21 protein-coding genes are annotated in these 23,059 nt (G+C 64.4%); 4 read left to right on the plus strand and 17 right to left on the minus strand.

All coding sequences use genetic code 11. The features are described 5' to 3' along the window. The 15 genes from rnhB to rpsB form a co-directional block, all read right to left on the minus strand. Window positions 1-633 (minus strand): ribonuclease HII, encoded by a 633-nt coding sequence (gene rnhB, locus ASD75_RS04610; RefSeq protein ID WP_056743614.1) that lies wholly within the window; start codon window positions 631-633, stop codon window positions 1-3. After that, window positions 599-1,762: a lipid-A-disaccharide synthase gene (gene lpxB / locus ASD75_RS04615; RefSeq protein WP_056743716.1), complete on the minus strand. Its 1,164-nt coding sequence runs from the start codon at window positions 1,760-1,762 to the stop codon at window positions 599-601. The genes rnhB and lpxB overlap by 35 nt, the downstream gene beginning before the upstream one ends. 10 nt (window positions 1,763-1,772) lie before the next feature. Then, entirely contained in the window at window positions 1,773-2,561 is a 789-nt protein-coding gene (lpxA, locus tag ASD75_RS04620; RefSeq protein WP_056743616.1) for an acyl-ACP--UDP-N-acetylglucosamine O-acyltransferase, read from the minus strand. A 21-nt stretch (window positions 2,562-2,582) separates the two neighbouring features. After that, the gene (fabZ, locus tag ASD75_RS04625) at window positions 2,583-3,023 is read right to left on the minus strand and encodes a 3-hydroxyacyl-ACP dehydratase FabZ (protein ID WP_056067207.1); all 441 of its coding nucleotides are present in this window, start codon (window positions 3,021-3,023) and stop codon (window positions 2,583-2,585) included. A 16-nt stretch (window positions 3,024-3,039) separates the two neighbouring features. Further along, window positions 3,040-4,023 carry a UDP-3-O-(3-hydroxymyristoyl)glucosamine N-acyltransferase gene (gene lpxD, locus ASD75_RS04630; protein WP_056743618.1) on the minus strand — a complete coding sequence of 328 codons (984 nt, stop codon included), beginning with the start codon at window positions 4,021-4,023 and terminating at the stop codon, window positions 3,040-3,042. 24 nt (window positions 4,024-4,047) lie between these two features. After that, on the minus strand, window positions 4,048-4,569 hold the full coding sequence (locus ASD75_RS04635) for an OmpH family outer membrane protein (RefSeq protein ID WP_056067203.1): 522 nt from the start codon (window positions 4,567-4,569) through the stop codon (window positions 4,048-4,050). Beyond that, complete coding sequence (bamA, locus tag ASD75_RS04640) at window positions 4,569-6,866, minus strand: outer membrane protein assembly factor BamA (protein ID WP_056067201.1); 2,298 nt, start codon at window positions 6,864-6,866, stop codon at window positions 4,569-4,571. Before bamA ends, ASD75_RS04635 begins: the two co-directional genes overlap by 1 nt. A gap of 45 nt (window positions 6,867-6,911) precedes the next feature. Next, window positions 6,912-8,276 carry an RIP metalloprotease RseP gene (gene rseP / locus ASD75_RS04645; protein ID WP_056743620.1) on the minus strand — a complete coding sequence of 455 codons (1,365 nt, stop codon included), beginning with the start codon at window positions 8,274-8,276 and terminating at the stop codon, window positions 6,912-6,914. A gap of 29 nt (window positions 8,277-8,305) precedes the next feature. Continuing rightward, window positions 8,306-9,484, minus strand: a complete 1,179-nt coding sequence (gene ispC / locus ASD75_RS04650) for a 1-deoxy-D-xylulose-5-phosphate reductoisomerase (RefSeq protein ID WP_056743623.1) — start codon at window positions 9,482-9,484, stop codon at window positions 8,306-8,308. After that, window positions 9,484-10,338 carry a phosphatidate cytidylyltransferase gene (locus ASD75_RS04655; RefSeq protein WP_056743625.1) on the minus strand — a complete coding sequence of 285 codons (855 nt, stop codon included), beginning with the start codon at window positions 10,336-10,338 and terminating at the stop codon, window positions 9,484-9,486. Before ASD75_RS04655 ends, ispC begins: the two co-directional genes overlap by 1 nt. A gap of 27 nt (window positions 10,339-10,365) precedes the next feature. Beyond that, window positions 10,366-11,097, minus strand: a complete 732-nt coding sequence (gene uppS, locus ASD75_RS04660; protein WP_056743719.1) for a polyprenyl diphosphate synthase — start codon at window positions 11,095-11,097, stop codon at window positions 10,366-10,368. Window positions 11,098-11,120: 23 nt separating this feature from the next. Further along, entirely contained in the window at window positions 11,121-11,681 is a 561-nt protein-coding gene (gene frr / locus ASD75_RS04665) for a ribosome recycling factor (protein ID WP_056067192.1), read from the minus strand. Window positions 11,682-11,730: 49 nt separating this feature from the next. Further along, window positions 11,731-12,453 (minus strand): UMP kinase, encoded by a 723-nt coding sequence (gene pyrH, locus ASD75_RS04670; RefSeq protein ID WP_008906712.1) that lies wholly within the window; start codon window positions 12,451-12,453, stop codon window positions 11,731-11,733. Between the two features lie 56 nt (window positions 12,454-12,509). Continuing rightward, window positions 12,510-13,436, minus strand: coding sequence for a translation elongation factor Ts (tsf, locus tag ASD75_RS04675; protein WP_015013552.1), 927 nt, complete (start codon window positions 13,434-13,436; stop codon window positions 12,510-12,512). A 106-nt stretch (window positions 13,437-13,542) separates the two neighbouring features. Further along, window positions 13,543-14,295 (minus strand): 30S ribosomal protein S2, encoded by a 753-nt coding sequence (gene rpsB / locus ASD75_RS04680; RefSeq protein ID WP_056067188.1) that lies wholly within the window; start codon window positions 14,293-14,295, stop codon window positions 13,543-13,545. A 187-nt stretch (window positions 14,296-14,482) separates the two neighbouring features. On the opposite strand from rpsB, the gene ASD75_RS04685 reads away from it, so the two are divergent. The 3 genes from ASD75_RS04685 (at window position 14,483) to ASD75_RS04695 (ending at window position 18,737) form a co-directional block, all read left to right on the plus strand. Continuing rightward, a complete protein-coding gene (locus ASD75_RS04685; protein WP_056743627.1) occupies window positions 14,483-15,838 on the plus strand; it encodes an amidase in 1,356 nt (451 codons plus the stop codon). Between the two features lie 52 nt (window positions 15,839-15,890). Beyond that, window positions 15,891-17,123, plus strand: a complete 1,233-nt coding sequence (locus tag ASD75_RS04690; RefSeq protein ID WP_056743629.1) for an FAD-dependent oxidoreductase — start codon at window positions 15,891-15,893, stop codon at window positions 17,121-17,123. An 84-nt stretch (window positions 17,124-17,207) separates the two neighbouring features. Continuing rightward, a complete protein-coding gene (locus ASD75_RS04695) occupies window positions 17,208-18,737 on the plus strand; it encodes a bifunctional ADP-dependent NAD(P)H-hydrate dehydratase/NAD(P)H-hydrate epimerase (protein ID WP_056743721.1) in 1,530 nt (509 codons plus the stop codon). A gap of 3 nt (window positions 18,738-18,740) precedes the next feature. Here ASD75_RS04695 and ASD75_RS04700 read toward each other — a convergent pair whose 3' ends face one another. Continuing rightward, window positions 18,741-19,481 carry an AraC family transcriptional regulator gene (locus ASD75_RS04700; RefSeq protein ID WP_056743631.1) on the minus strand — a complete coding sequence of 247 codons (741 nt, stop codon included), beginning with the start codon at window positions 19,479-19,481 and terminating at the stop codon, window positions 18,741-18,743. Window positions 19,482-19,603: 122 nt separating this feature from the next. On the opposite strand from ASD75_RS04700, the gene ASD75_RS04705 reads away from it, so the two are divergent. Next, the gene (locus ASD75_RS04705) at window positions 19,604-20,614 is read left to right on the plus strand and encodes an alpha/beta fold hydrolase (protein WP_056743633.1); all 1,011 of its coding nucleotides are present in this window, start codon (window positions 19,604-19,606) and stop codon (window positions 20,612-20,614) included. Between the two features lie 93 nt (window positions 20,615-20,707). Here ASD75_RS04705 and rnr read toward each other — a convergent pair whose 3' ends face one another. Continuing rightward, entirely contained in the window at window positions 20,708-23,041 is a 2,334-nt protein-coding gene (rnr, locus tag ASD75_RS04710; protein WP_056067177.1) for a ribonuclease R, read from the minus strand. Window positions 23,042-23,059 lie beyond the last annotated feature (18 nt).

Here is a 23,059-nt window from a genome sequence, read left to right on the forward strand (position 1 = left end):
TCAGGATCCGGCGCGCAGGTTCTGGGCCACCGGCGCAAACGAGCGCCGGTGGTAAATGCAGGCACCGTGTTCGCGCAAGGCGGCCATGTGCACGGCCGTACCGTACCCCTTGTGGCCGGCAAAGCCGTACTGCGGAAACTCGTCATGCACCTGCGCGCACCAGCGGTCGCGGTGCACCTTGGCGAGGATGGAGGCCGCCGAGATGGCCGGCACCAGCGCATCGCCCTTGACGATGGCCTCCGCAGGAACATCCAGCACGGGCAGCCGGTTGCCGTCCACCAGCACCATGGCCGGTTTGAGCCGCAGCCCCAAGACGGCACGGCGCATGGCCAGCAGCGTGGCCTGCAGGATGTTGAGCTGGTCAATCTCTTCCACGCTGGCCTCGGCAATGCTGCAGCACAGGGCCTTGGCGCGGATCTCGTCGTAGAGCTTCTCGCGCCGCGCGGCCGTGAGTTTCTTGGAATCGGCCAGGCCAGCAATGGGGTGCAGGTCGTCCAGGATCACGGCCGCCGCCACCACCGGCCCGGCCAGGGGGCCACGGCCAGCCTCATCCACGCCAGCCACGAGGCCGGGCGGGTGCCAGGGCAGGCAGGCCTGCTCAGGCAGCGGGAGCGAGGATTTTCTGGATCGCATCGGCAGCCAGTTGGGGGGTGTTGCGCAGCAGGCTCTCGTGCAGCGCCGTAAAGCGCTGCTCCAGGGCTGCAATTTTTCGGGGATCTTGGCGCTTTGCGTCCAGCCAGTCCAGCGTGGCTGCGCAAAGCGCCTGGGGCGTAGCGGCGTCCTGGATCAGCTCGGGCACCACAAACTCGCGGCACAGGATGTTGGGCAGGCCCACCCAGGGTTGCAACTGCTTGCGGCGCATGAGCCACCAGCTGAGCGGGTGCATGTGGTAGCCGATGACCATGGGCCGCTTGAAGAGCGCGGCCTCCAGCGTCGCGGTGCCGCTGGCAATCAACGTGGCATCACACGCTGCGAGCACCGTATGCGACTGGCCCGTGGTGATTTGCAAGGCATTGCCCAGACCGCACGCGCGCGCCAACTGCTCGATGCGATCACGCAGTGCGGGCACTGCAGGCACTATCAATTTAATAGCTGGTCGTGCTTTAAGCACTAGCGCTGCAGCCTCAAAGAATGGCTGGGCAATGTACTGGATCTCGGAAGAGCGGCTCCCCGGCAGGATGGCCAGGACTTCGTCCTCATCCTTCAGACCCAATTGCGCACGCGCGGCTGCACGGTCCGGCACCATGGGAATCACACCCGCCAACGGGTGACCTACGTAGGTGGCGGCAATGCCGTGCTGCGCGAGCAGCTCTGGCTCAAACGGGAAGATGCACAGCACATGGTCCGCGCTGCGGCGGATCTTGTCGACGCGATCCGCACGCCAGGCCCAGATGGACGGGCACACAAAATGCACGGTCTTGATGCCGGCAGCGCGTAAATCTGCCTCCAGGCCCAGGTTGAAATCGGGAGCGTCCACGCCGATGAACACGTCGGGGCGGTCCTTGAGCAGGCGTTCGCGCAGTTGTTTGCGAATGCCCAGCAGCTCGCGCAACCGGCGCAGCACCTCCATGCTGTAGCCGTGCACCGCCAGCTTGTCGCTGGGCCACCAGGCAATAAAACCGCGGCGCGCCATCTGCGGCCCGCCAATGCCGCAGGATTGCAGCCCGGGCCAATGCGCCTGCATGCCATCGATGAGCAAGCCCGCCAGCAAGTCGCCCGACGTCTCGCCCGCCACCATGGCGACGCGGGGGGAATCTGCCATCGCCCAGCCCTCAGCGCGCAATGCCGCGCGTGGCGTCGGCCAGGAACCGCTCCATCATCGCCGCATCGTCACCGGCCTGTGGTGCGGACTGCGCCAACTCTGCAATGGCGGCACGCGCGGCCTCCAGCGTCAGGCCCTGCCGATAAATCAGCTTGTGCATCTGCTTGACCGCGGCAATGCGCTCGGCCGAAAAGCCACGGCGGCGCAGCCCCACCACGTTGTAACCGCGCACGGCCAGGGGATTGCCATCCACCAGCATGAAAGGCGGCACGTCCTGCGACACCGCACTGGCAAAGCCCACCATGGCGTGGGCACCAATCTTGACGAACTGGTGGATGCCCGTGAGTCCACCCACCGTCACCCAGTCGCCCAGGTGCACATGCCCTGCCAGCGTGGTGTTGTTCGCCAGTGTGGTGTGGTTGCCCACATGGCAATCGTGCGCAATGTGGGTGTACGCCATGATCCAGTTGTCATGGCCCACGGTGGTGATGCCACCGGCCTGGGGCACGCCCAGGTTCAGCGTGCAGAACTCGCGGATTGTGTTGCGGTCACCGATGACCAGCTCGGTCGGCTCGCCTGCGTACTTCTTGTCCTGCGGGATGGCGCCGATGGAGTTGAACTGGAAAATGCGGTTGTCAGCACCAATCGTGGTGCGCCCATCGATCACGCAGTGAGCGCCAACTGTGGTGCCCGCGCCGATGGACACATGCTCGCCAATGACCGTGTAGGGCCCCACCGTGACCGTAGGGTCCAGGCGGGCGCCGTCCGCAACAATGGCTGTGGGGTGGATATTGCTCACGATCCAACAGGCCTGAACCGGTCAACCGACGTTGCGCATGGTGCACATGAGTTCGGCCTCGCAGGCCACCTCTTCGCCCACGCTCGCAACGCCCTTGAACTTCCAGATGCCACCGCGCACGCGGTCGATGGTGATGGTCAGGATCAACTGGTCGCCGGGCTCCACAGGGCGCTTGAACCGCGCGCCATCGATACCGACAAAGTAGTAAATGTTGTTCTCATCGGGCACCTTGCCCATGGCATCGAACGCCAGCAAGCCCGCAGCTTGGGCCAGTGCTTCCAGGATCAACACACCCGGCATCACCGGACGGCCAGGGAAATGCCCCATGAAATAGGGCTCGTTGAACGTCACGTTCTTGATGGCCTTGATGCGGGTGTTGCTCTCTAACTCGATCACCTTGTCCACCAGCAAAAACGGGTAGCGGTGGGGCAGTTGTTTGAGAATTGCGTGAATATCCATCATCGAGTTGTTCTTCCGTTCATGCTGCCTTGAGGGCCAGCTCCAGCGCCTTGATGCGCTCGCGCAGGCTGTGCAATTGTTTGAGTGTGGCAGCGTTTTTTTCCCAACGCGCATTGTCGTCGATGGGGAACATGCCGGTGTACTGGCCAGGCCGCGTGAGAGATCGGGTGACCACCGTCGCGGCCGAGATGTGCACGTTGTCAGCCAGCTCCAGGTGCCCCAACACGATGGCACCACCGCCCACCGTGCAATGCGCCCCGATGGTGGCGCTGCCCGCCACGCCTACACACCCAGCCATGGCCGAGTGCTTGCCGATGCGCACGTTGTGCCCGATCTGGATCAGGTTGTCGAGCTTCACGCCGTCTTCGATCACCGTGTCCTGCAGCGCACCCCGGTCGATGCAGGTGTTGGCGCCAATCTCGACGTCATCTCCAATGCGCACGGCGCCCAGTTGCTCGATCTTGACCCACTGCCCGTTTTCCGGCGCAAAACCGAAACCATCGGCGCCGATCACCACACCCGCATGGACGATGCAACGCGCGCCGATGCTGCAGCCCTCGCCCACGGTGACGCGCGACTTGAGCACGGTATCTGCGCCCACCGAGGCCCCCCGTTCGATCACGCACAGAGGACCGATGGTGGCCGAGGGGTGGACCTGCGCCGAGGGATCAACCACTGCGCTGGAGTGCACACCGGACGTCCGCGCGGGTGTATTGCGCTGGCGCCACAACTGGGTGGCGCGGGCAAAGTACACATACGGGTTGTCGGCCACGATGCATGCGCCGCGCGCCAATGCGGTATCGCGCATGGCAGGCGCCACAATGACACAGGCCGCCCGGGAGGCGGCCAGTTGCTGTTGGTAGCGGGGATTGCTCAGGAAACTGAGGTCTCCCGGACCCGCAACCTCCAGTGGCGCAATGCGGGCAATGACGGTTTCCCGCGCACCCCCTTCCAGCGAACCACCGAGCGCATCAACAATGTGCCCGAGAAGCAAACTGCTCACGCGCCACCTGTCTTGCGCAGCGGCTTACTTGGCAGCAGCAGCGGCATTCAGGGCCTTGATCACCTTGTCGGTGATGTCGTGCTTGGGATTGATGTAGACGGCCTCTTGCAGGATCACGTCGTATTTTTCGGCCTCGGCCACCTGCTTGACCACCTTGTTGGCGCGTTCCAGCACTTGCGACAGCTCTTCGTTCTTGCGGGCGCTCAGGTCTTCCTGGAATTCACGGCGCTTGCGCTGGAAGTCGCGGTCCTGGTCCACCAGCTGGCGCTGGCGCGCGGTGCGTTGGCTCTCCGCCATGGTGGGTGCTTCACGCTCAAACTTGTCGCTGGCAGTCTTCAGGGTGTTGCCCAGATCCACCAGTTCTTTCTCGCGACGGGAGAACTCCTGCTCCAGCTTGGCCTGCGCAGCCTTGGCTGTGGTGGCTTCTCGGAAGATGCGATCAGTGTTGACGAAACCGGCTTTGAACTCTTGCGCTTGTGCAGGGGCTGCGATGGCAACGGTGCCGAGCAGCAAGGCCACGGAGAGATGGCGAGAAAAGGATTTCATTAGAAAGACGTTCCAATCTGGAATTGCAGTTTCTGGATTCTATCGCCGGCGAACTTGCGCACTGGCTGCGCAAACGCCAAACGCAAGGGACCGAGCGGCGAAATCCAACTCAGCCCCAGGCCCACGGAGGCACGCATGTCACTGAAGGTAACTTTGTCGTTCTCGCCGTACACATTGCCCACGTCCAGGAACGTGAACACACGCAGGGTCCGGTCATTGCCAGCACCCGGGAACGGAGCAATCAGCTCGGTGTTCAGTGTGATCTTCTTGGGTCCACCCAACGAGGCCCCGGTCACATCACGCGGTCCCAGGGTGCCCTGGTCGAAACCACGCACCGAGCCCAGACCACCCGAGTAGAAGTTCTTGAATACCGGGAACGGACGGCCGTTCAAGCCCTTGCCGTAACCGGCCTCGCCGTTGAACGCAATGGTGAAGCGCTTGTTGAGGGGGATGTATTGCTGGTACTGATAGTTGGCCCGTACGTAGCGTGCATCGCCTGCCACAGACCATTCGGAATTGAGGCGCTGGTAACGGCCGGAGTTGGGCGCCAAGGCGCTGTCCCGGTCGTCACGGGACCAGCCCACAGTCAATGGAATCGAGGTGCTGCTGTAGCCGAACTTGTCTGCGTAAAACAAGTAGGTGGCCGGGATGTTCGTGCCGGGCTTGATGCGGGTCTGCTCCAGCCCACCGCCAAAGAACACCGTGTCGGTCTCACTGAAAGGCACACCAAAACGCACGGAGGTCCCGGTGGTGACCAGCTGGTAATTGCCCCCCTGGTCTTCGTAGGGCTTGTCGGTGCGGTAGTACACATCGAGCGTGCGCGAGATGCCTTCGGGCGTGAAGTACGGGTTGGTGGTGCTGAACACCAATGTGCGCCGGTACTTGCTCGTGTTGACGTCGATGCCGAGGTAGTTGCCCGAGCCAAAGATGTTTTCCTGCTTGATACCGAACGAGAGAGACGCTTTTTCAGCGCTGGAAAAACCCACGCCCAGTTGCAACGAGCCGGTGGGCTTTTCTGCCACGTTGATCACCAGATCGACCTGGTCGGGCGAGCCGGGCACTTCCTGGGTTTCCACGTTCACTTCCGTGAAGAAGCCCAGACGGTCCACGCGGTCGCGGGACAGGCGGATCTTGTCGCCGTCGTACCAGGAGGCTTCGTACTGGCGGAACTCACGGCGAATGACTTCGTCACGCGTGCGGTTGTTGCCACTGACGTTGATACGGCGCACGTAGGCGCGGCGTGCTGGTTCGGCTTGCAGCACAAAATTGACGCGATTGTTCTCACGATCAATTTCGGGCACAGCCTCCACGCGGGCAAACGCAAAACCAAAGCGGGCAAAGTACTCGGAAAACGCCTTGGTGGTTTCGGTCACCTGGTCCGCGTTGTAGGGCTCACCGGGGCGGATGGTCACCAGCGACTTGAACTCGTCCTCGCGGTCCAGATAGTTGCCTTCGAGTTTCACGCCCGACACCACATACCGTTCGCCTTCCGTCACATTGACAGTGATGGAGATGTCCTGCTTGTCCGGCGAGATGGCGACCTGCGTCGAGTCCACACGGAACTCCAGGTAGCCGCGCTGCAGGTAATACGAGCGCAGGGTTTCAAGGTCGGCGTTGAGCTTGGTGCGCGAGTAGCGATCGGACTTGGTGTACCAGCTCAGCCAGCCCCCCGTGTCCTGGTCGAACAGGCCCTTGAGCGTCGATTCACTGAACGCCTTGTTGCCCACGATGCGCACTTCCTTGATGCGTGCGGGCTCACCTTCCGTGATCGTGAAGGTCAGGTTCACGCGGTTGCGCTCGATGGGTGTGACCGTGGTCACCACCTCGGCGCCGTAAAGGCTCTTGTTGATGTACTGGCGCTTGAGCTCTTGTTCGGCGCGGTCGGTGAGCGCCTTATCATAAGGACGCCCTTCCGTCAGGCCCACTTCGCGCATGGCTTTTTTGAGCGCATCTTTGTCGAATTCACGGGCACCGGCAAAGTCCACGTCGGCGACGGTGGGGCGCTCTTCGACCACCACCACCAGAACGTTGCCGCTGGCCTCCAGGCGCACATCCTTGAAGAGTCCCAGGCCGAACAGCGCACGAATTGCTGCGGCGCCTTTTTCGTCGTTGTAGTCGTCACCCACCCGCAGGGGCATGGATGCAAACACGGTACCCGGCTCCACACGCTGCAAGCCCTCCACGCGAATGTCCTGCACCTTGAATGGCTCCAGAGCCCATGCCGCATTGGCGGCAAAAATCATGGCTGCAACGGCCGATGCGGTACGCACGCCCAGGCGATTGATGTGTTTTTTCATGAATGAAGCGGGAGCCGCAGTTGCAGGGCAAGCGCGGCAAAAGTGTTAGCCAAAGAGCCGGGTGATATCGTTGAACAGAGCTATGGACATCATGACAAGCAGGACAGCAACGCCTCCACGCTGCAATCGCTCCATCCATGCGTCCGACACACCCCTGCCCGTGACACCCTCCCAAAGATAATACATCAGGTGCCCACCGTCCAAGACTGGCAGCGGAAGCAGGTTCAGCACCCCCAGGCTCACACTGATCAGTGCCAGAAAGATGAGATACTGCGTCAGCCCCATGCTGGCTGAGCGGCCTGCGTAGTCGGCAATGGTCAAGGGGCCACTGAGGTTCTTGAGCGACGCCTCGCCGATCACCATGCGGCCCATCATGCGCAGGGTCAGCAGCGACACATCCCAGGTCTTCACCACACCACCCCACAGACCATCGACCAGCCCGTAGTCCACCGTGACAAATTCTGGTGCAGCTCCCACGTAGGCGCCAATGCGCCCCACCGTATTAGCCGGTTCGGTCACAGCCTCGGGCAACACGTCCAGTGTCATCACCTGACCACCACGCTCAACGCGCCAAGGCTGCGCCAATGGCTCGTTGCCCCGCACCGACTGCCGGATCAACTCGCGCAATTGCTGGCCGTCCACCACATCGGTCTGCCCCACCTTGAGCACCACATCACCTTGGCGCAGGCCAGAGCGCTCAGCTGCGCTTTGCGCCATGACCTCGCCCAACACAGGGCGGGTCCAAGGTCCCAGGATGCCGACCTTGCGAAACAGCTGGGCATCAGCCTCACGGCTGTCGATCCGGGACATGTCGAGCACAACCTCACGATGGCCCGCACCATGGGCGGACTGGACGTCAAGACGCACGTTCAGCCCCTCAAGCGCACCGCGGGTCAGCAGCCACCGCAGGTCTTCAAACGAACGAACTGGCTCCAGGTCTTCTGCCCCCAACGCGGCGCGCTCTACCAGTTCACCGCCCCGCAAACCGGCACTGTGTGCGACAGAGCCTGCGACCGGGCTTGCCAGAATGGCCCGGGGCTCCTCGACACCGTTCCAGTTCACCACCGAATACAGCAGCACTGCCAATAACAAATTGGCGATGGGCCCAGCCGCAACGATGGCTGCTCGCGAGCGCAGGGGCTGGGTGTTGAAGGCCAGATGCCGCTCCTCTGCGGCAACGGGTGCCTCTCGCTCGTCCAGCATGCGCACATAGCCCCCCAATGGGAAGGCTCCCAGCACAAACTCCGTGGGAGACCCCTGGGGCTGCCAGCGCAATAGCGGCTTGCCGAAACCCACAGAGAACCGCAATACCTTGACCCCACAGGCCACCGCCACGCGGTAGTGCCCGTATTCGTGCACTGCGATCAAAAGACCGAGGGCGACGATGAAGGCAGCGATAGTAAGCAGCATGGATGGTTGGTTCCTGAGTGGGCCGGCAGTCAGGCAGCCAGACGGCCCGCCACATGTTCAGCCGCATGGCGGGCCTGGGTGTCCAGATCCAGCAGCGCGGCGAGCGAATCGGGCTTGGAGGGCGAAACTGCATCCAAAGTTGCAAGGTTGACCGCATGAATATGGTCAAAACGCAGCCGACCCGACAAAAAGGCGCCCACCGCCACCTCGTTGGCCGCATTCAGCACGGCAGTGGTCCCCTCGGCCGCCTTCAGCGCCTGCCAGGACAGGTGCAGGCCCGGGAAGCGAATGGCGTCCGCGTCTTCAAACGCGAGGGCGCTCAGGGTCGAGAAATCCAGCTTGCTGGCCCCGCTGGTAATGCGCTCGGGCCAGGACAGGCCGCAGGCAATCGGCACGCGCATGTCGGGCGTACCCAGCTGTGCCAGGATGGAAGCATCCTTGAACTGCACCATGGAGTGGATGATCTGCTGCGGGTGGATGACCACCTTGATCTGGTCTGGGTGCAGATCAAACAGCCAACGCGCCTCAATGACCTCCAAGGCCTTGTTCATCATCGTGGCCGAATCCACGGAAATCTTGCGTCCCATCGAGAAGTTGGGGTGCGCGCAGGCCTGGTCAGGGGTGATCTGCGCCAGCGTGGAAGGGTCCCGCTGGCGGAACGGGCCGCCCGAGGCTGTGAGCAGGATGCTGTCCACCCGGTCAGACCAGGTGGCAGGGTCTTCTGGCAGGCACTGGAAGATCGCAGAGTGTTCGCTGTCGATGGGCAGCAGTGTGGCACCGCCGTCGCGCACGGTCTGCATGAACAGCCCGCCACCCACCACCAGGGCCTCCTTGTTGGCCAACAGCAATCGTTTGCCCGCGCGCGCCGCAGCCAGACACGGAGCCAGACCGGCAGCCCCCACGATAGCCGCCATTACGGCGTCGACCTCATCATGAGACGCTATGATTTCAAGAGCATCTTGCGCTTGTATCACTTCTGTCGGGAGGCTATTGGCCTGCAATTTTTCTGCCAGCTCCGCCGCATGGGATGCGCTGGCCATCACCGCGTAGCGAGGGCGAAACTGCGCGCATTGTTGCAGCAGCAGATCCACTTGCGTCGCAGCGCTGAGGGCAAACACCTCGAAGCGCTCCGGGTGGCGTGCCACCACATCCAGCGTGCTGGTCCCAATGGAGCCGGTGGAGCCGAGAACGGTGAGTCGTTGTTTCATCATGGGGTCGTCAGGCTCGTGAGCATCATGGCCAGGGGCAGTGTGGGCAGCAAGGCATCCACGCGGTCAAGCACGCCGCCGTGTCCGGGCAAAAGGCCACTGCTGTCCTTGACACCGGCACTGCGCTTGATGAGCGACTCCACCAGGTCACCCGACACGCTCATGGCCACCATGAACAACGCCGCAATCACCAGCAACCACCAGCCCTGCTGCGCCATACGGCTGTAGAAACTGGGCACTGCCGCCTGCCAGCGGGCATCGGCCGCCACCCAGACGAAGGCCATCACCATCACCCCCGCCAGGCCGCCCCATACGCCCTCCCAGCTCTTGCCAGGACTGATCGAGGGTGCCAACTTGCCCTTGGTAAACCGCAACCCAAACGCACGCCCCGCAAAGTAAGCAAAAATATCCGCCACCCACACCAGCAGCAGCACCGACAACAGAAAATTGATGCCCACATTGCGTGCCTGCACCACCGCCAGCCATGCCAACCACAAGGCCAACACCCCAGCGACCAGGCGCAAACCGGCCGGTATGCGGGGCCAGCCGGGCACCCCGGCCTTGAGCAGCCAGGCAGCCGCCAGGACCCACAGCCCGCCGCCCACCACCCACAGGGCAGTCAACGGGCGATCGACCCAGCCCAGCGCCCACGACCCGGCGCACAAGGCCACACAGGCCACACCCACCGCCACGGAGCCTGCTTGGCCAAAGCCGCTCAGACGACCCCATTCCCAAGCCCCGGCAGCCATCAGAACCAGCACGACCAGCGTGAACGGTATGGTGTTGGCGTAGAAAAGCGCGGGCAACAAGATGGCCAGCAGAACAAGGGCTGTGATGACGCGCTGTTGAAGCATGGGGGCTTTCAGAACCTGTTCAGGTTCTCAACCCGGCATCGGATCAGGATGCGCGGACAGAATCTGTTCAGAGGTTTTGCCAAAACGGCGCTCGCGGCGGCTGAAGGCGTCGATGGCCTCGTCCAGGGCGGACTCATCGAAATCGGGCCACAGTCGGTCGCTGAAGAAGAACTCGGAGTATGCCGATTGCCAGAGCAAAAAGTTGCTGATCCGCATTTCTCCCCCGGTGCGGATCACGAGGTCGGGGTCGGGCACGTGGGCCAATCCCATCGCATTGTGCAGACTGGCCTCGGTGATGGGCTCGCCACGGGCAGCCAGCGATGCAGCCGCCTGCGCGATGTCCCAGCGGCCTCCGTAGTTGAAGCAGACGTTGAGCACCAGGCGGGTGTTGTCCGCCGTGGCGGCTTCTGCCTGACCCAGGCCGTCTCGCACCTTGGGCGAAAGGCTGCCACGTTCGCCAACAAAATGAAGACGCACGCCTTCTTTCTTGAGCTGGGGCACCTCGCGCGCCAGCGCCATCGCCAGCAGCTCCATGAGGCCGGAGACCTCGTCGGCGGGGCGGTTCCAGTTTTCGGAAGAGAACGCAAACACCGTGAGCACACCAACGCCGCGCTGCACGCAAGCGCGTGCGCAGCGGCGAAGTGAGTCAACCCCTTGCTTGTGGCCGGCCAGACGCGGCAAAAAGCGACGCGTAGCCCAGCGGCCGTTGCCATCCATGACGATGGCAATGTGGTGTGGCACCACCGGAGATACAGACATGGGAATGTTCAAGCCCTGGGGGCTCAAACCGCCATGATTTCCTGCTCTTTGGCGGCCACCAGCGCGTCGATCTCGGCGATGTGCTTGTCGGTGAACTTTTGCACTTCCGTTTCGGCGCGCTTCTGGTCGTCTTCGGACGCCAGCTTGTCCTTGACCAGTTTTTTGACGGATTCGTTGGCATCACGGCGCAGGTTGCGCACGGCGATCTTGGCGCTCTCGCCCTCGTTGCGCGCGAGCTTTGTCATTTCCTTGCGGCGCTCTTCGCTCATGGGGGGCATGGGCACGCGGATCAGGTCGCCCATGGAAGCCGGGTTCAAGCCCAGGTCGCTTTCGCGGATGGCCTTTTCAATCTTGGCGCCCATGCCCTTTTCCCAGGGCTGCACGCTGATGGTGCGCGAATCGATCAGCGCCACGTTGGCCACCTGGCTCAGCGGAACCAGGGAGCCGTAATACTCGACCTGCACAGTATCCAGCAGGGCCGGATTGGCACGACCGGTGCGAATCTTCTGCAGGTTGTTCTTGAACGCGGTGATGGACTGGTCCATCTTGGTTTCAGCAGTCTTCTTGATGTCGGCAATCGTCATGTTTTCTCCTCGGGCCGACCTGCATGCGATGCAGGCCTTTCCATCGTGATCAAGCGTAAACCAGCGTACCTTCGTCTTCGCCCATCACCACGCGCTTCAAGGCGCCGTGTTTGATGATGGAGAACACCTTCACGGGCAGCTTTTGGTCACGGCACAGGGCGAAGGCAGTCGCGTCCATGATGCCCAGATTGCGGGACATGGCCTCGTCAAAGCTGAGCTTGGTGTAGCGCGTCGCCGTGGGATCCTTCTGGGGGTCGGCAGTATAAACGCCGTCCACCTTGGTGGCCTTGAGCACCAGTTCGGCGCCAATTTCCGCGCCACGCAGGGCAGCTGCTGTGTCGGTGGTGAAAAACGGGTTGCCCGTACCGGCCGCGAAGACCACGACCTTGCCCTCTTCAAGATACTGCAGCGCCTTGGGGCGCACATAGGGCTCGACCACCTGCTCGATGGCAATGGCGGACATCACACGGGCCACCAGGCCCTGCTTGTCCATGGCGTCGGCCAAGGCCAGGGCGTTCATCACGGTGGCCAGCATGCCCATGTAGTCTGCGGTGGCACGGTCCATACCGACCGAGCCCCCGGCGACACCACGGAAAATATTGCCCCCACCGATCACCACGGCCACCTGGACACCCAGGCGGGTCACTTCGGCGATCTCCTCGACCATGCGCACGATGGTGGCGCGGTTGATACCGAAGGCGTCATCCCCCATCAGCGCCTCACCAGACAGCTTGAGCAAAATGCGCTTGTGGGCTGGTGCAGCGTTGGACATGGGAAATTTCTCCAGTAAGTGGTACGAGGCTTTGATGGGGTGGTTACAGGGAACGATCAGGCAGCAGCCTTGGCAGCAGCCACCTGGGCAGCCACTTCGGCAGCAAAGTCGTCCACCTTCTTCTCAATGCCTTCGCCCACCACGTACAGGGTGAAGCCCTTCACGTTGGTGTTGGCAGCCTTGAGCATCTGGGCCACGGTTTGCTTGCCGTCGGCAGCCTTCACGAAGACCTGGTCGGCCAGAGAGACTTCCTTGAGGTACTTCTGCACCGCGCCGTCGATGCGCTTGGCCGTGATTTCAGCGCTTTGTGCAGGCTTGCCGGCAGCCACGAGTTCCTTGTTGGCTTCGTCAGCCTTGCCTTCGGCGACCGAGCGCTCCTTGGCGATCAGGTCGGCAGGCACGTCGGCGCTGGTCAGGGCCACGGGCTTCATGGCGGCCACGTGCATGGCAACGTCCTTGGCGGCGGTGGCGTCACCGTCGAACTCGACGACCACACCGATGCGCGAGCCGTGCAGGTAGGCTGCCAGGTTGGAGCCGCTGAAGCGCTTGAACCGGCGGAACGACATGTTTTCGCCGATCTTGCCGATCAGGCCCTTGCGCACATCTTCCAGCGTGGGGCCGAAGCTGTCTTGCTCGTAGGGCAGTGCACCCAGGGCTTCCACCGTGGCGGGGTTGTGCAGTGCCACCAGCTTGGCAGCGGCGTTGGCCATGGCAATGAAGCTGTCGTTCTTGGAAACGAAGTCGGTTTCGCTGTTGACTTCGACCAGAGCACCCGTGGTGCCGTCGATGTAGCTGGCGACCACGCCTTCAGCAGTCACGCGCGATGCGGCCTTGCCAGCCTTGGTGCCCAGCTTGACGCGCAGCAGCTCTTCCGCCTTGGCCATGTCGCCATCGGCTTCGGTCAGCGCCTTCTTGCATTCCATCATGGGGGCGTCGGTCTTGCCACGCAGTTCAGCCACCATGCTTGCGGTAATTGCAGCCATCTTTATTCCTTCAGTATTCAGTTCAGTCAGTTCAGATTCGGGCTAAAAAAAAGGGGGCTCACCAGGGGCCCCGCTTTTGTTCGCGACGGATCGCGCAGCCGGGCTATCAGGCAGCGGCTTCTTGCACTTCCACGAATTCGTCGGTGCTCTCGGCGGTTGCAGCCTTCACGACTTCATTCACGGCGTTGGCACGGCCTTCGATGATCGCGTCAGCGATGCCACGGGCGTACAGCGTCACGGCCTTGGCCGAGTCGTCGTTACCAGGGATCACGTAGTCGATGCCTTCGGGCGAGTGGTTGGTATCAACCACACCGATCAGCGGGATGCCCAGCTTCTTGGCTTCGGCCACGGCGATCTTGTGGAAACCCACGTCGATGATGAAGATGGCGTCGGGCAGAGCAGCCATGTCCTGGATGCCGCCGATGTCCTTTTCGAGCTTTTCGATTTCGCGGGAGAACGTCAGTTGCTCTTTCTTGCTCAGGTTCTCGAGGCCAGCTTCTTGCTGAGCCTTCATGTCCTTGAGGCGCTTGATCGAGGTCTTCACGGTCTTGAAGTTCGTCAGCATGCCGCCCAGCCAGCGCTGGTCCACGAAAGGCACACCAGCGCGTTGCGCTTCGGTGGCCAGGATTTCACGGGCTTGGCGCTTCGTGCCGACCATCAGGATCGTGCCGCGGTTGGCAGCCAGTTGCTTGGCGAACTTTTGGGCTTCCTGGAACAGTGGCAGCGACTTTTCCAGGTTGATGATGTGAATCTTGTTGCGATGGCCGAAGATGTAGGGGGCCATCTTGGGGTTCCAGAAGCGGGTTTGGTGACCGAAGTGGACACCGGCTTCCAGCATTTCGCGCATGGTAACGGACATAAAAATACTCCAAAGGTTAGGTCTAAAATCAGCCCCAATATTTGCGGTGCCGTGATCCTCACGAACACTGCAACACCTTGACAGGGCTGCTTTGCGATTGGTCTTGCCGCAGCGGCCACGCCGGTTGTGCAAACCTTGCACCACTGCGCTACTGCTCCCAGCAAAACCCAAAGATTCTAGCACACCCATGCTCCCTGACCTGATCGCCACCCGTGAGCAACTGCGGGACGGCGCCACCACCGCGCCCGCCGAACTCGAGCGCTGCATCGACGCCGCCCAGGCCGCATCCAACACCCACAGCTTTGTGCGCACGCTGTTTGACGAGGCACGCACCACGGCGATGCAGCCGGGTGTGGCCCAGTTGCCCCTGGCCGGGCTGGCGGTGTCGGTGAAGGACCTGTTTGACGTGGCCGGCCAACCCACCCCGGCGGGCTCCACCGCGCTCGCAGACGCTCCCACAGCATCCGAGGACTGCCCGGCCGTGGCCCGCTTGCGCGCAGCAGGTGCCAGCCTGATCGGCCGCACCAACATGGTGGAGTTCGCGTTCTCTGGCGTGGGCGTCAACCCCCACTACGGCACGCCTGTTGCCTGGGATGCCCGCTTTGGCACCCTGCCCGGCGCGCCCCGCGTGCCCGGCGGGTCTTCGTCCGGCGCCGGGGTATCGGTGGCCACTGGCGCGGCGTTCATCGGTCTGGGATCAGACACCGGTGGCTCCATCCGCATTCCAGCGGCGCTCAACGGCATCGTGGGCTTCAAGAACACCGCCCGGCTGGTGCCTACCGCCGGCGCCGTGCCGCTGTCCACCACCCTGGACACCGCCTGCGCCATGACGCGCACCGTGCGCGACGCCATCGTGGCGCACGAGGTGCTGGCCGCCCGGCGGGTGACGCGCAGCCTGGCGCCGCTGTCCCAGTATCGGCTGGCGGTGCCGTCCACCCTCTTCCTGGACGGGCTCGACGCCCCCGTGGCGCGCGCCTTTGAGCGCAGTGTGGAAGCCTTGCGCCAGGCGGGCGCGCAGATCGACACCATCGCCCTGCCCGCTGTGCTGGAGCAGCCCGCCTACGGCTTTGCCGCCCCAGAAGCCTACGCCTGGCACCGCGAGCTGCTGCAGCGCGCAGGCGGCCGCTACGACCCCCGGGTGCGCATGCGCATCGAAAAAGGGGCCACGCTGATGGCCTGGGAATACATCGACCTGCTGCAGGCGCGCCAGCAATGGATTGCACGCATGATCGCCGACATGGAGCCGTACGACGCCCTGCTGTCCCCCACCGTGCCCATCGTGGCGCCACTGCTGGCCGATGTCGCCCACGCAGATGGCGTGGACAAGGCCCGGGACGCCGCCCGCGATGCCGAGTTCTTCCGCGTCAACAACCTGCTGCTGCGCAACACCAGTGTGGTCAATCTGCTGGACGGCTGTGCGCTGTCGCTCCCCTGCCACGTGCAAGGGGAACTCCCGGTCGGACTGATGGTCTGGCACGGGGCGCTCAGGGATGACACGGTGCTCAACATCAGCCTGCAGATCGAGCAAACACTACAAAAATAATAGCTACCAGCGCATGATTCACTAGCGCTACAAGCCAAAAACACCCAAATTCATGAAGATTGCCATCGTGGGCGCCGGCATTGTCGGCGTCACCACCGCGTACGAACTGGCCAGCGACGGCCACGAAGTCACGGTGTTTGAACAACGCAGTGCGGCCGCCGAAGAGGCCAGCTTTGCCACCGCCGGGCTGCTGGCGCCCCACCTGCTCAGCCCCTGGGCGCTGCCGGGCTTCGGCCAGCCGCTGCGACTGATGGGGACACAGGCCACCCTGCGGCTGGCTGGCGGCCTGACCCGCGCCAACTGGGCCTGGCTGCGGCGCTGGCGCAGCATGGCGCGCAGCCACAGCGCCCCGGCCGCCGCGGTCGAACGCCTGGCGCAATACAGCCAAGCTCGACTGCAGGCCATTGCGAACCAGCATGAGCTGGACTTTGAAGCCAGCGACGGCCGCCTGGTGCTGCTGCGCACCGAAGAAGACCGCACCCGCCTGCAACCCGCGCTGCAAGTGCTGCGCGACAGCGGCGTGGCCCTGCGTGAGATCGACGCCGACGTGGCGCGCCAGATCGAGCCTGGCCTCTCGCCCGAAGCCCCGCTGGCCGGCGCGATCCACCTGCCCGATGCGCGCGCGGGCAACTGCCGTCTGTTTGCACAGTTGCTGCGCCAGGGCATCCAAGGCGCAGGGGTGCAGTTTGTGTTCAACACCCGTGTAGACCGCGTCGGCACAAGCCCCACGGGCGTGGTGCTGCAGGGCGAAACGGACCTGCGACGCTTTGATGCCGTGGTGCTGTGCGCCGGCATGGCATCGGCCACGCTGCTGCCCGCACTGGGCCTGGGGCTGCCCATGGCGGCTGTGTACGGCTACTCCGTGAGCGCCCCGCTGCGCGAATCCACCCACGCCCCCCGCGCCAGCGTGGTGGATGCGGGCCAGCAAATCTCCATCACCCGCCTGGGCCAGCGCGTGCGCATTGCCGGTGGCGCTGAACTGGCCGGGGCCGATGCCGAGCACCACACCCCCACACTGCAGCGCCTGTACCGCACGCTGAACGACTGGTTCCCCGGGGGCGCGCAGCTCTCATCCAACCTGCAGATCTGGCGTGGTGCCCGCACCATGCTGCCAGACGGTGCCCCGGTGGTGGGCGCCAGCGGCGTGCCGGGCCTGTGGCTCAACACCGGCCATGGCGCTGGCGGCTGGGCCCTGGCCTGCGGCAGCGCGCGGGCACTGGCCGACCTGATCGCGCAGCGGGAACCCGAGGTGTCGCTGGACGGGCTGGGCATGCGGCGGTTCTAAGAGCCTGCGCTTTGCCCCCACGGGGCATCGGCGCACAATGGCAGGCGCGCTGCCGCTGGCAGCAGCCCTTGCCCCTTGCAGCCCATGCACCGCGTCACCGCCCACCAGCCTTATCCCCTGTTCAACACGGCCGCCACACGCCGCCTGGAAAAAGCGGCGGCAGCCGCCCTGCCCCCGCACACGCTCATGCAGCGCGCCGGCCTGGCCGTGGCGCAACTGGCCCAGGCGCTGGCACCCCACGCACGCACCGTGTGGATTGCCTGCGGCCCCGGTAACAACGGGGGTGACGGACTTGAGGCTGCCATGCACCTGCAGCGCAGTGGCCGCAGAGTGGTCGTGACCTGGCTGGGCCAGCCCGATACGGCCCCGGCGGATGCCAGGGCCTCCTGGCAGCGCGCACGGGATGCGGGCGTATCCTGGGCAGACACTGCCCCCGACGAGCTGGGGGCCAACGACCTGTGCATTGATGCGCTGCTGGGCATTGGCGTCTCTTCGTCACCCCACAGCCCCGCACGCGCGCCCGACGCAAGGCTCAGAGCCTGCCTGCAAGCCCTGCACCGCAGCCCGGCCCCCGTGCTGGCCGTGGACCTGCCCAGCGGGCTGGACGCGGACACCGGCCAGTTTGCCGCAGGCCTGGCGCCCGACACCCCACCCCACCTGCACCACCAAGCGCCCCCGCCACACCACACGCTGAGTCTGCTCACCCTCAAGCCCGGCCTGTTCACCGCCGCCGGGCGGGACGCAGCAGGCCAGGTCTGGCTGGATGATCTGGGCGTAGAACCCGGGCACGAGCCGCCCAACGCCTGGCTCTCCGGCCCCGCCCTGCCCGCCCCCCGCGCCCACGCCAGCCACAAGGGCAGCTATGGCGACGTGGCAGTGGTGGGCGGCGAAGGACTGGCAGCGCGGGGCATGGGGATGGCGGGCGCCGCACTGCTGGCCGCTTCGGCCGCTCTTCACAGCGGCGCGGGCCGGGTGCTGGTGGCCCTGCTGGACGATGGGCATCTGCAACTGGACCTGCAGCAGCCGGAGTTGATGTTCCGCCGCTTTGACGCCCTCGCGCTCGAACAGCTCACCGTGGTCTGCGGCTGTGGCGGCGGGCAGGCCATCGCACGCGTGCTGCCCGAGGTCATCACCCGCACGGCCCGACTGGTGCTGGATGCCGACGCGCTCAACACCATCGCCACCCAGGCCGCACTGCACGCGCTGGTGGTGGCACGCGGACAGCACGGGCAACCCACGGTGCTCACACCGCACCCGCTGGAGGCTGCGCGCCTGCTGGGCCTGACTACGGCCGAGGTCCAGGCCCACCGGCTGGATGCCGCGCAGCAACTGGCCAACCAGTTCAACTGCGTGGCCGTGCTCAAGGGCTCGGGCACCGTGATCGCTGCACCCGACCGCGTCCAGGCCATCAACCCCACGGGCAATGCGCGGCTGGCCACGGCGGGTACGGGCGATGTGCTGGCAGGCATGGTGGGCGCCCACCTGGCCGCAGGCGCCAGCGCCTTGCGCGCGGCGAGTGAAGCGGTGTGCCAGCATGGCCAGGCGGCTGATGATTGGCCAGCAGGCCAGGCGCTGACGGCCAGTGCGCTGGCGCAGCGCGTGGGCGGAAGCTGAGCCTCAGGCCAGCAAGGTCACCTTCCTGAGCGGCTTGAGCACGCTCGACGGTGTCATGCCAAAGGTCTGCCGGAACATGCGGCTGAAGTGGGCCGAATCAGAAAACTCGCCGTGTAGCGCCGCGTCGGTCAGGCGCGGGCTGACCGCCAGCCCCGCCATCGCCAACCGCACCTGGGACCAGACCCGATAGGTGCGCAAGCTCACGCCCATCTCGGCGCGAAACAGGTGGTTGAAACGCGATGCCGAAAGCTGGACGCCCGAGGCCAGGTCACCCCGTGCCACCCGCCCCGCCTGCGGATGGCGCAGCACATGCAGGCTGCGGACGACGCGTGGGTCGAGCGGCGCCACCTCGCTATCGAGCGGGCACCGCAGCAAGGCGGGCAGGTCGAAGTGATGCAGATAACCCTCCATGGCACTGCGCGCGCCCACCGGGACTGCAACGTCCACCACCACACCCCCCTCTTGCCCGAACAGCCCCCGCAGGCCGCGCGCCTGCGCCGAATCTGGCTCCAGGTACACCAGCGCCACCACTTCACCACAGGGATCAAACAGGTGCTCCACCCCGGCATCGACCAACGCGCTGTGGCAGGTTTCCATACGCCCTGGCCCCCAGTGCACCGCAAACCGGCCCGAGAGCCCCATCAACAGCACCGGCGACGCATGGCAGTGCCAGCCCGTGGCCGGGATCTCCCCGACGTAGAGCGCGCGGTCAGTGCCCAGGGTCAGTGTGTTGCGTGCCGGCATAGCCCAAACCTACAAGTTTTTTTACCGAGATCTCCGTAGCCTTGCCTCTCCTGTCAGGGGGCCTGCCGGTGTGCAAGCAGGGCCCCTGACGTGTACGCAGCCATATCCCTGGAGAACGCTTCTTGAAACGCATCGCTATTTCTGTTGCAACGGCACTGGTACTGGGCACAGCCGGCCTCTACTACGGGGCCCCTTCACTGTTCAAAGAGCCCCTGCTCAGGGCCAATCGCCATCTGTCTGGCCTGGAAGAAAAAACCACCAACGCGGCGATGCACACCATCCACTACCTGGACAACGGCACGCCCCCAAACCCCGCGCTGGCCGTCGGCAGTGGAGCAGATGCTGGAACGCCCATTGTTCTGCTGCACGGCATTTTTGCGGAGAAGGACCATTGGGTCGATTTTGCGCGCCCCCTCACAGGCCAGTACCGGGTGATTGCCCCAGATATCGCGGGCTTTGGCGAAAGCACGCGGCGCGATGACCAAGCCTACGACTATGCCGCCCACGTGACGCGCCTCGCCGCGTTTCTGGATGTACTCGGCTTGGCGCAAGTGCATCTGGCTGGCAACTCGATGGGTGGCACGATCGCAGCGCTCTTTGCCCTGCGGTACCCCGAGCGCGTAGCCAGCGTGGCCTTCATCGGCGCGCCCCACGGCATACGCTCGCCCCAGCCCAGCACCATGGACCGCCTCATCGACGCCGGGCACCGCCCGCTGGTGGCCCACGATGCCACCGCCTTCAAAGCGATGATGGAGTTGGTGTTTGAAAAGCGCCCCTTCCTGCCCTACCCCATCCTGCATGCCTCCGAGCAGGACGCGCTGCGCAACGCTGCATCCAACACCCGCCTGTGGGACGCGCAACTGAAAGACCGCTATCTGCTGGAACAACACCTGGCCCGCCTGCAGCAGCACCCCACCCTGTTCCTGTGGGGCGACAGCGACCGCGTGTTCGACCGAAGCGGCCTTCAGACGGTGCAGAAGCTGCTTCCGCAGGCACACATCGCCGCACTGCCTGGCATCGGGCACCTGCCCATGATGGAAGCCCCCGCCGACACGGCACAACGGTATGCGCGCTTTCTGGAGCAATCGAGCGCCCCTCAAGCCGCCAAACATGCACACTTCAATAAAAAATAGCCGCAAGCGCATGTTCTATATGCGCTTGCAGCTATCAATTAAATAGCAATGATGAGACGAGCTGGAGGGCATTGGTCCACCAGCTCGACGACCTCAGCCGCGGCGTGGCTTGCGCGCTTTGCCTTTGCTGGACTTACCCGCCACCGCCTTCTTGACCGAGGCTTTGAGCGACTGGATCGGCGAACGCGCGGCCCGCTCGCGGGTCAGGCCTGCCTGCTCGGTGGCAGATGGACCTGCGGCCTTGTCGGCTTTGCGTCCGCCGGACCGACCACCCGCCTTGCGGGCGCCACCACCAGCCCCCTCGGTGCCCACACCCTTGTCCTTGAGCGCGCGGCCCAGCAGCTCCTCGCCTTCGCGCACCAGGCGGAAGTCGATCTTGCGCCCGTCCAGATCCACACGGCTCACCTGCACCCGCACCCGCGCGCCGATGGCGTAGCGGATGCCGGTGCGCTCGCCGCGCAGCTCCTGGCGCGCCTCGTCGAACTTGAAGTATTCGCCGCCCAATTCGGTGATGTGCACCAGCCCCTCGACGTACATCGCGTCCAGCGTCACGAAGATGCCGAAGCTCGTCGCAGCACTGACCACGCCACTGTATTCCTCGCCCAGGTGCTCGCGCATGTACTTGCACTTGAGCCAGGCTTCCACATCGCGGCTGGCCTCGTCGGCGCGGCGCTCGTTGGCACTGCAGTGCAGGCCGGCGGCCTCCCAGGCCTGGGTGTCGCGGCTGGGCGGTTTCACATCCTTGCGTGGCTTGGTGCCAGGTGCGGCCACGCGCGCAGCCAGACGTTTGGCCAGCTTGGCATGGGCTTCGCCGGGTGTGGGCAAGGACGGCAGCGCGTACTTCGTCTTGCTCAGGATGGCCTTGATGACCCGGTGCACCAGCAAGTCGGGATACCGACGAATGGGGCTGGTGAAATGGGTGTAGGCATCGAACGCCAGGCCGAAGTGGCCGCTGTTGATGGGCGTGTAGATGGCCTGCTGCATGGAGCGCAGCAGCATGGTGTGGATCTGCTGTGCGTCGGGCCGATCCTTGGTCGCCGTAGCAATCGCCTGGAAGTCGCCCGGCTTGGGGTCGTCGCCAATCGTCATGCCCACAGCCATGGCCTTGAGGTAGTTGCGCAGGATCTCCTGCTTCTCGGGCGTGGGGCCTTCGTGCACGCGGAACAGGCCCGGCTGGCCACCCTGTGCAATGAAGTCGGCGCTGCACACGTTGGCGGCCAGCATGGCTTCCTCGATGAGCTTGTGCGCGTCGTTGCGGGTGCGCGGCACGATCTTTTCGATGCGGCCGTTTTCGTCACACACAATTTGCGTCTCGGTGGTCTCGAAGTCCACGGCGCCGCGCGCCTGGCGCGCGATGAGCAGCGCACGGTACACGTCATGCAGGTTGAGCAGGTCCTTGACACGGTCCTTGCGCTTGCTGGCTTCCGGGCCGCGCGTGTTGGCCAGGATGGCTGCGACTTCGGTGTACGTGAAGCGCGCGTGGCTGAACATCACGGCCGGATAGAACTGGTATGCGTGCACCTCGCCCTTGGCGGTGACCAGCATGTCGCAGACCATGCACAGGCGCTCCACCTCGGGGTTGAGCGAGCAGAGCCCGTTGCTGAGCTTCTCGGGCAGCATGGGGATCACGCGGCGCGGAAAGTACACGCTGGTGGCACGGTCGTAGGCATCGATGTCGATGGCGCTGCCCGTTTCCACATAGTGGCTCACGTCGGCAATCGCCACCAGCAGACGCCAGCCCTTGCTGCGGCCAACCTTGGCGGGCTCGCAGTACACGGCATCGTCGAAGTCGCGCGCGTCTTCGCCGTCGATGGTGACCAGGGGCACGTCGGTCAGGTCCACGCGGCGTTTCTTGTCCTGCGCGCGCACCTTGTCGGGCAGCTCCTTGGCCTGGGCGAGACACTCTGCAGAGAACTCGTGTGGCACGCCGTACTTGCGCACCGCGATCTCAATCTCCATGCCAGGGTCGTCCACTTCACCGAGCACTTCGGTAATACGCCCCACAGGCTGGCCGAACAAGGCTGGAGGTTCTGTCAGCTCAACCACCACGACCTGCCCGGGCTTCGCGGCGCCTGTAGCGCCCTTGGGGATCAGTACATCCTGGCCATAGCGCTTGTCTTCGGGAGCCACGAGCCACACACCGCTTTCCTGCAGCAGTCGGCCGATGATGGGCTGGGGTGGACGTTCGATGATTTCCACAACGCGGCCTTCGGGACGGCCACGGCGGTCCTGGCGCACGATGCGCACGCGCACACGGTCCTTGTGCAGGACTGCGCGCATTTCGTTCGGGGGAATATAGATGTCGCCTTCGCCATCGTCGCGGATGACGAAACCGTGTCCATCACGGTGCCCTTGCACGCTGCCTTCGATCTCTTGCGACAAATGTGTGGCTGGCTGCGTGCCGGGGGTGGATTTTTTGTTATACAATCTTAGTCTTTCCTGAAA

The organism is Acidovorax sp. Root568 (genome assembly GCF_001427445.1).
Classification (GTDB): Bacteria; Pseudomonadota; Gammaproteobacteria; order Burkholderiales; family Burkholderiaceae_C; genus Acidovorax; species Acidovorax delafieldii.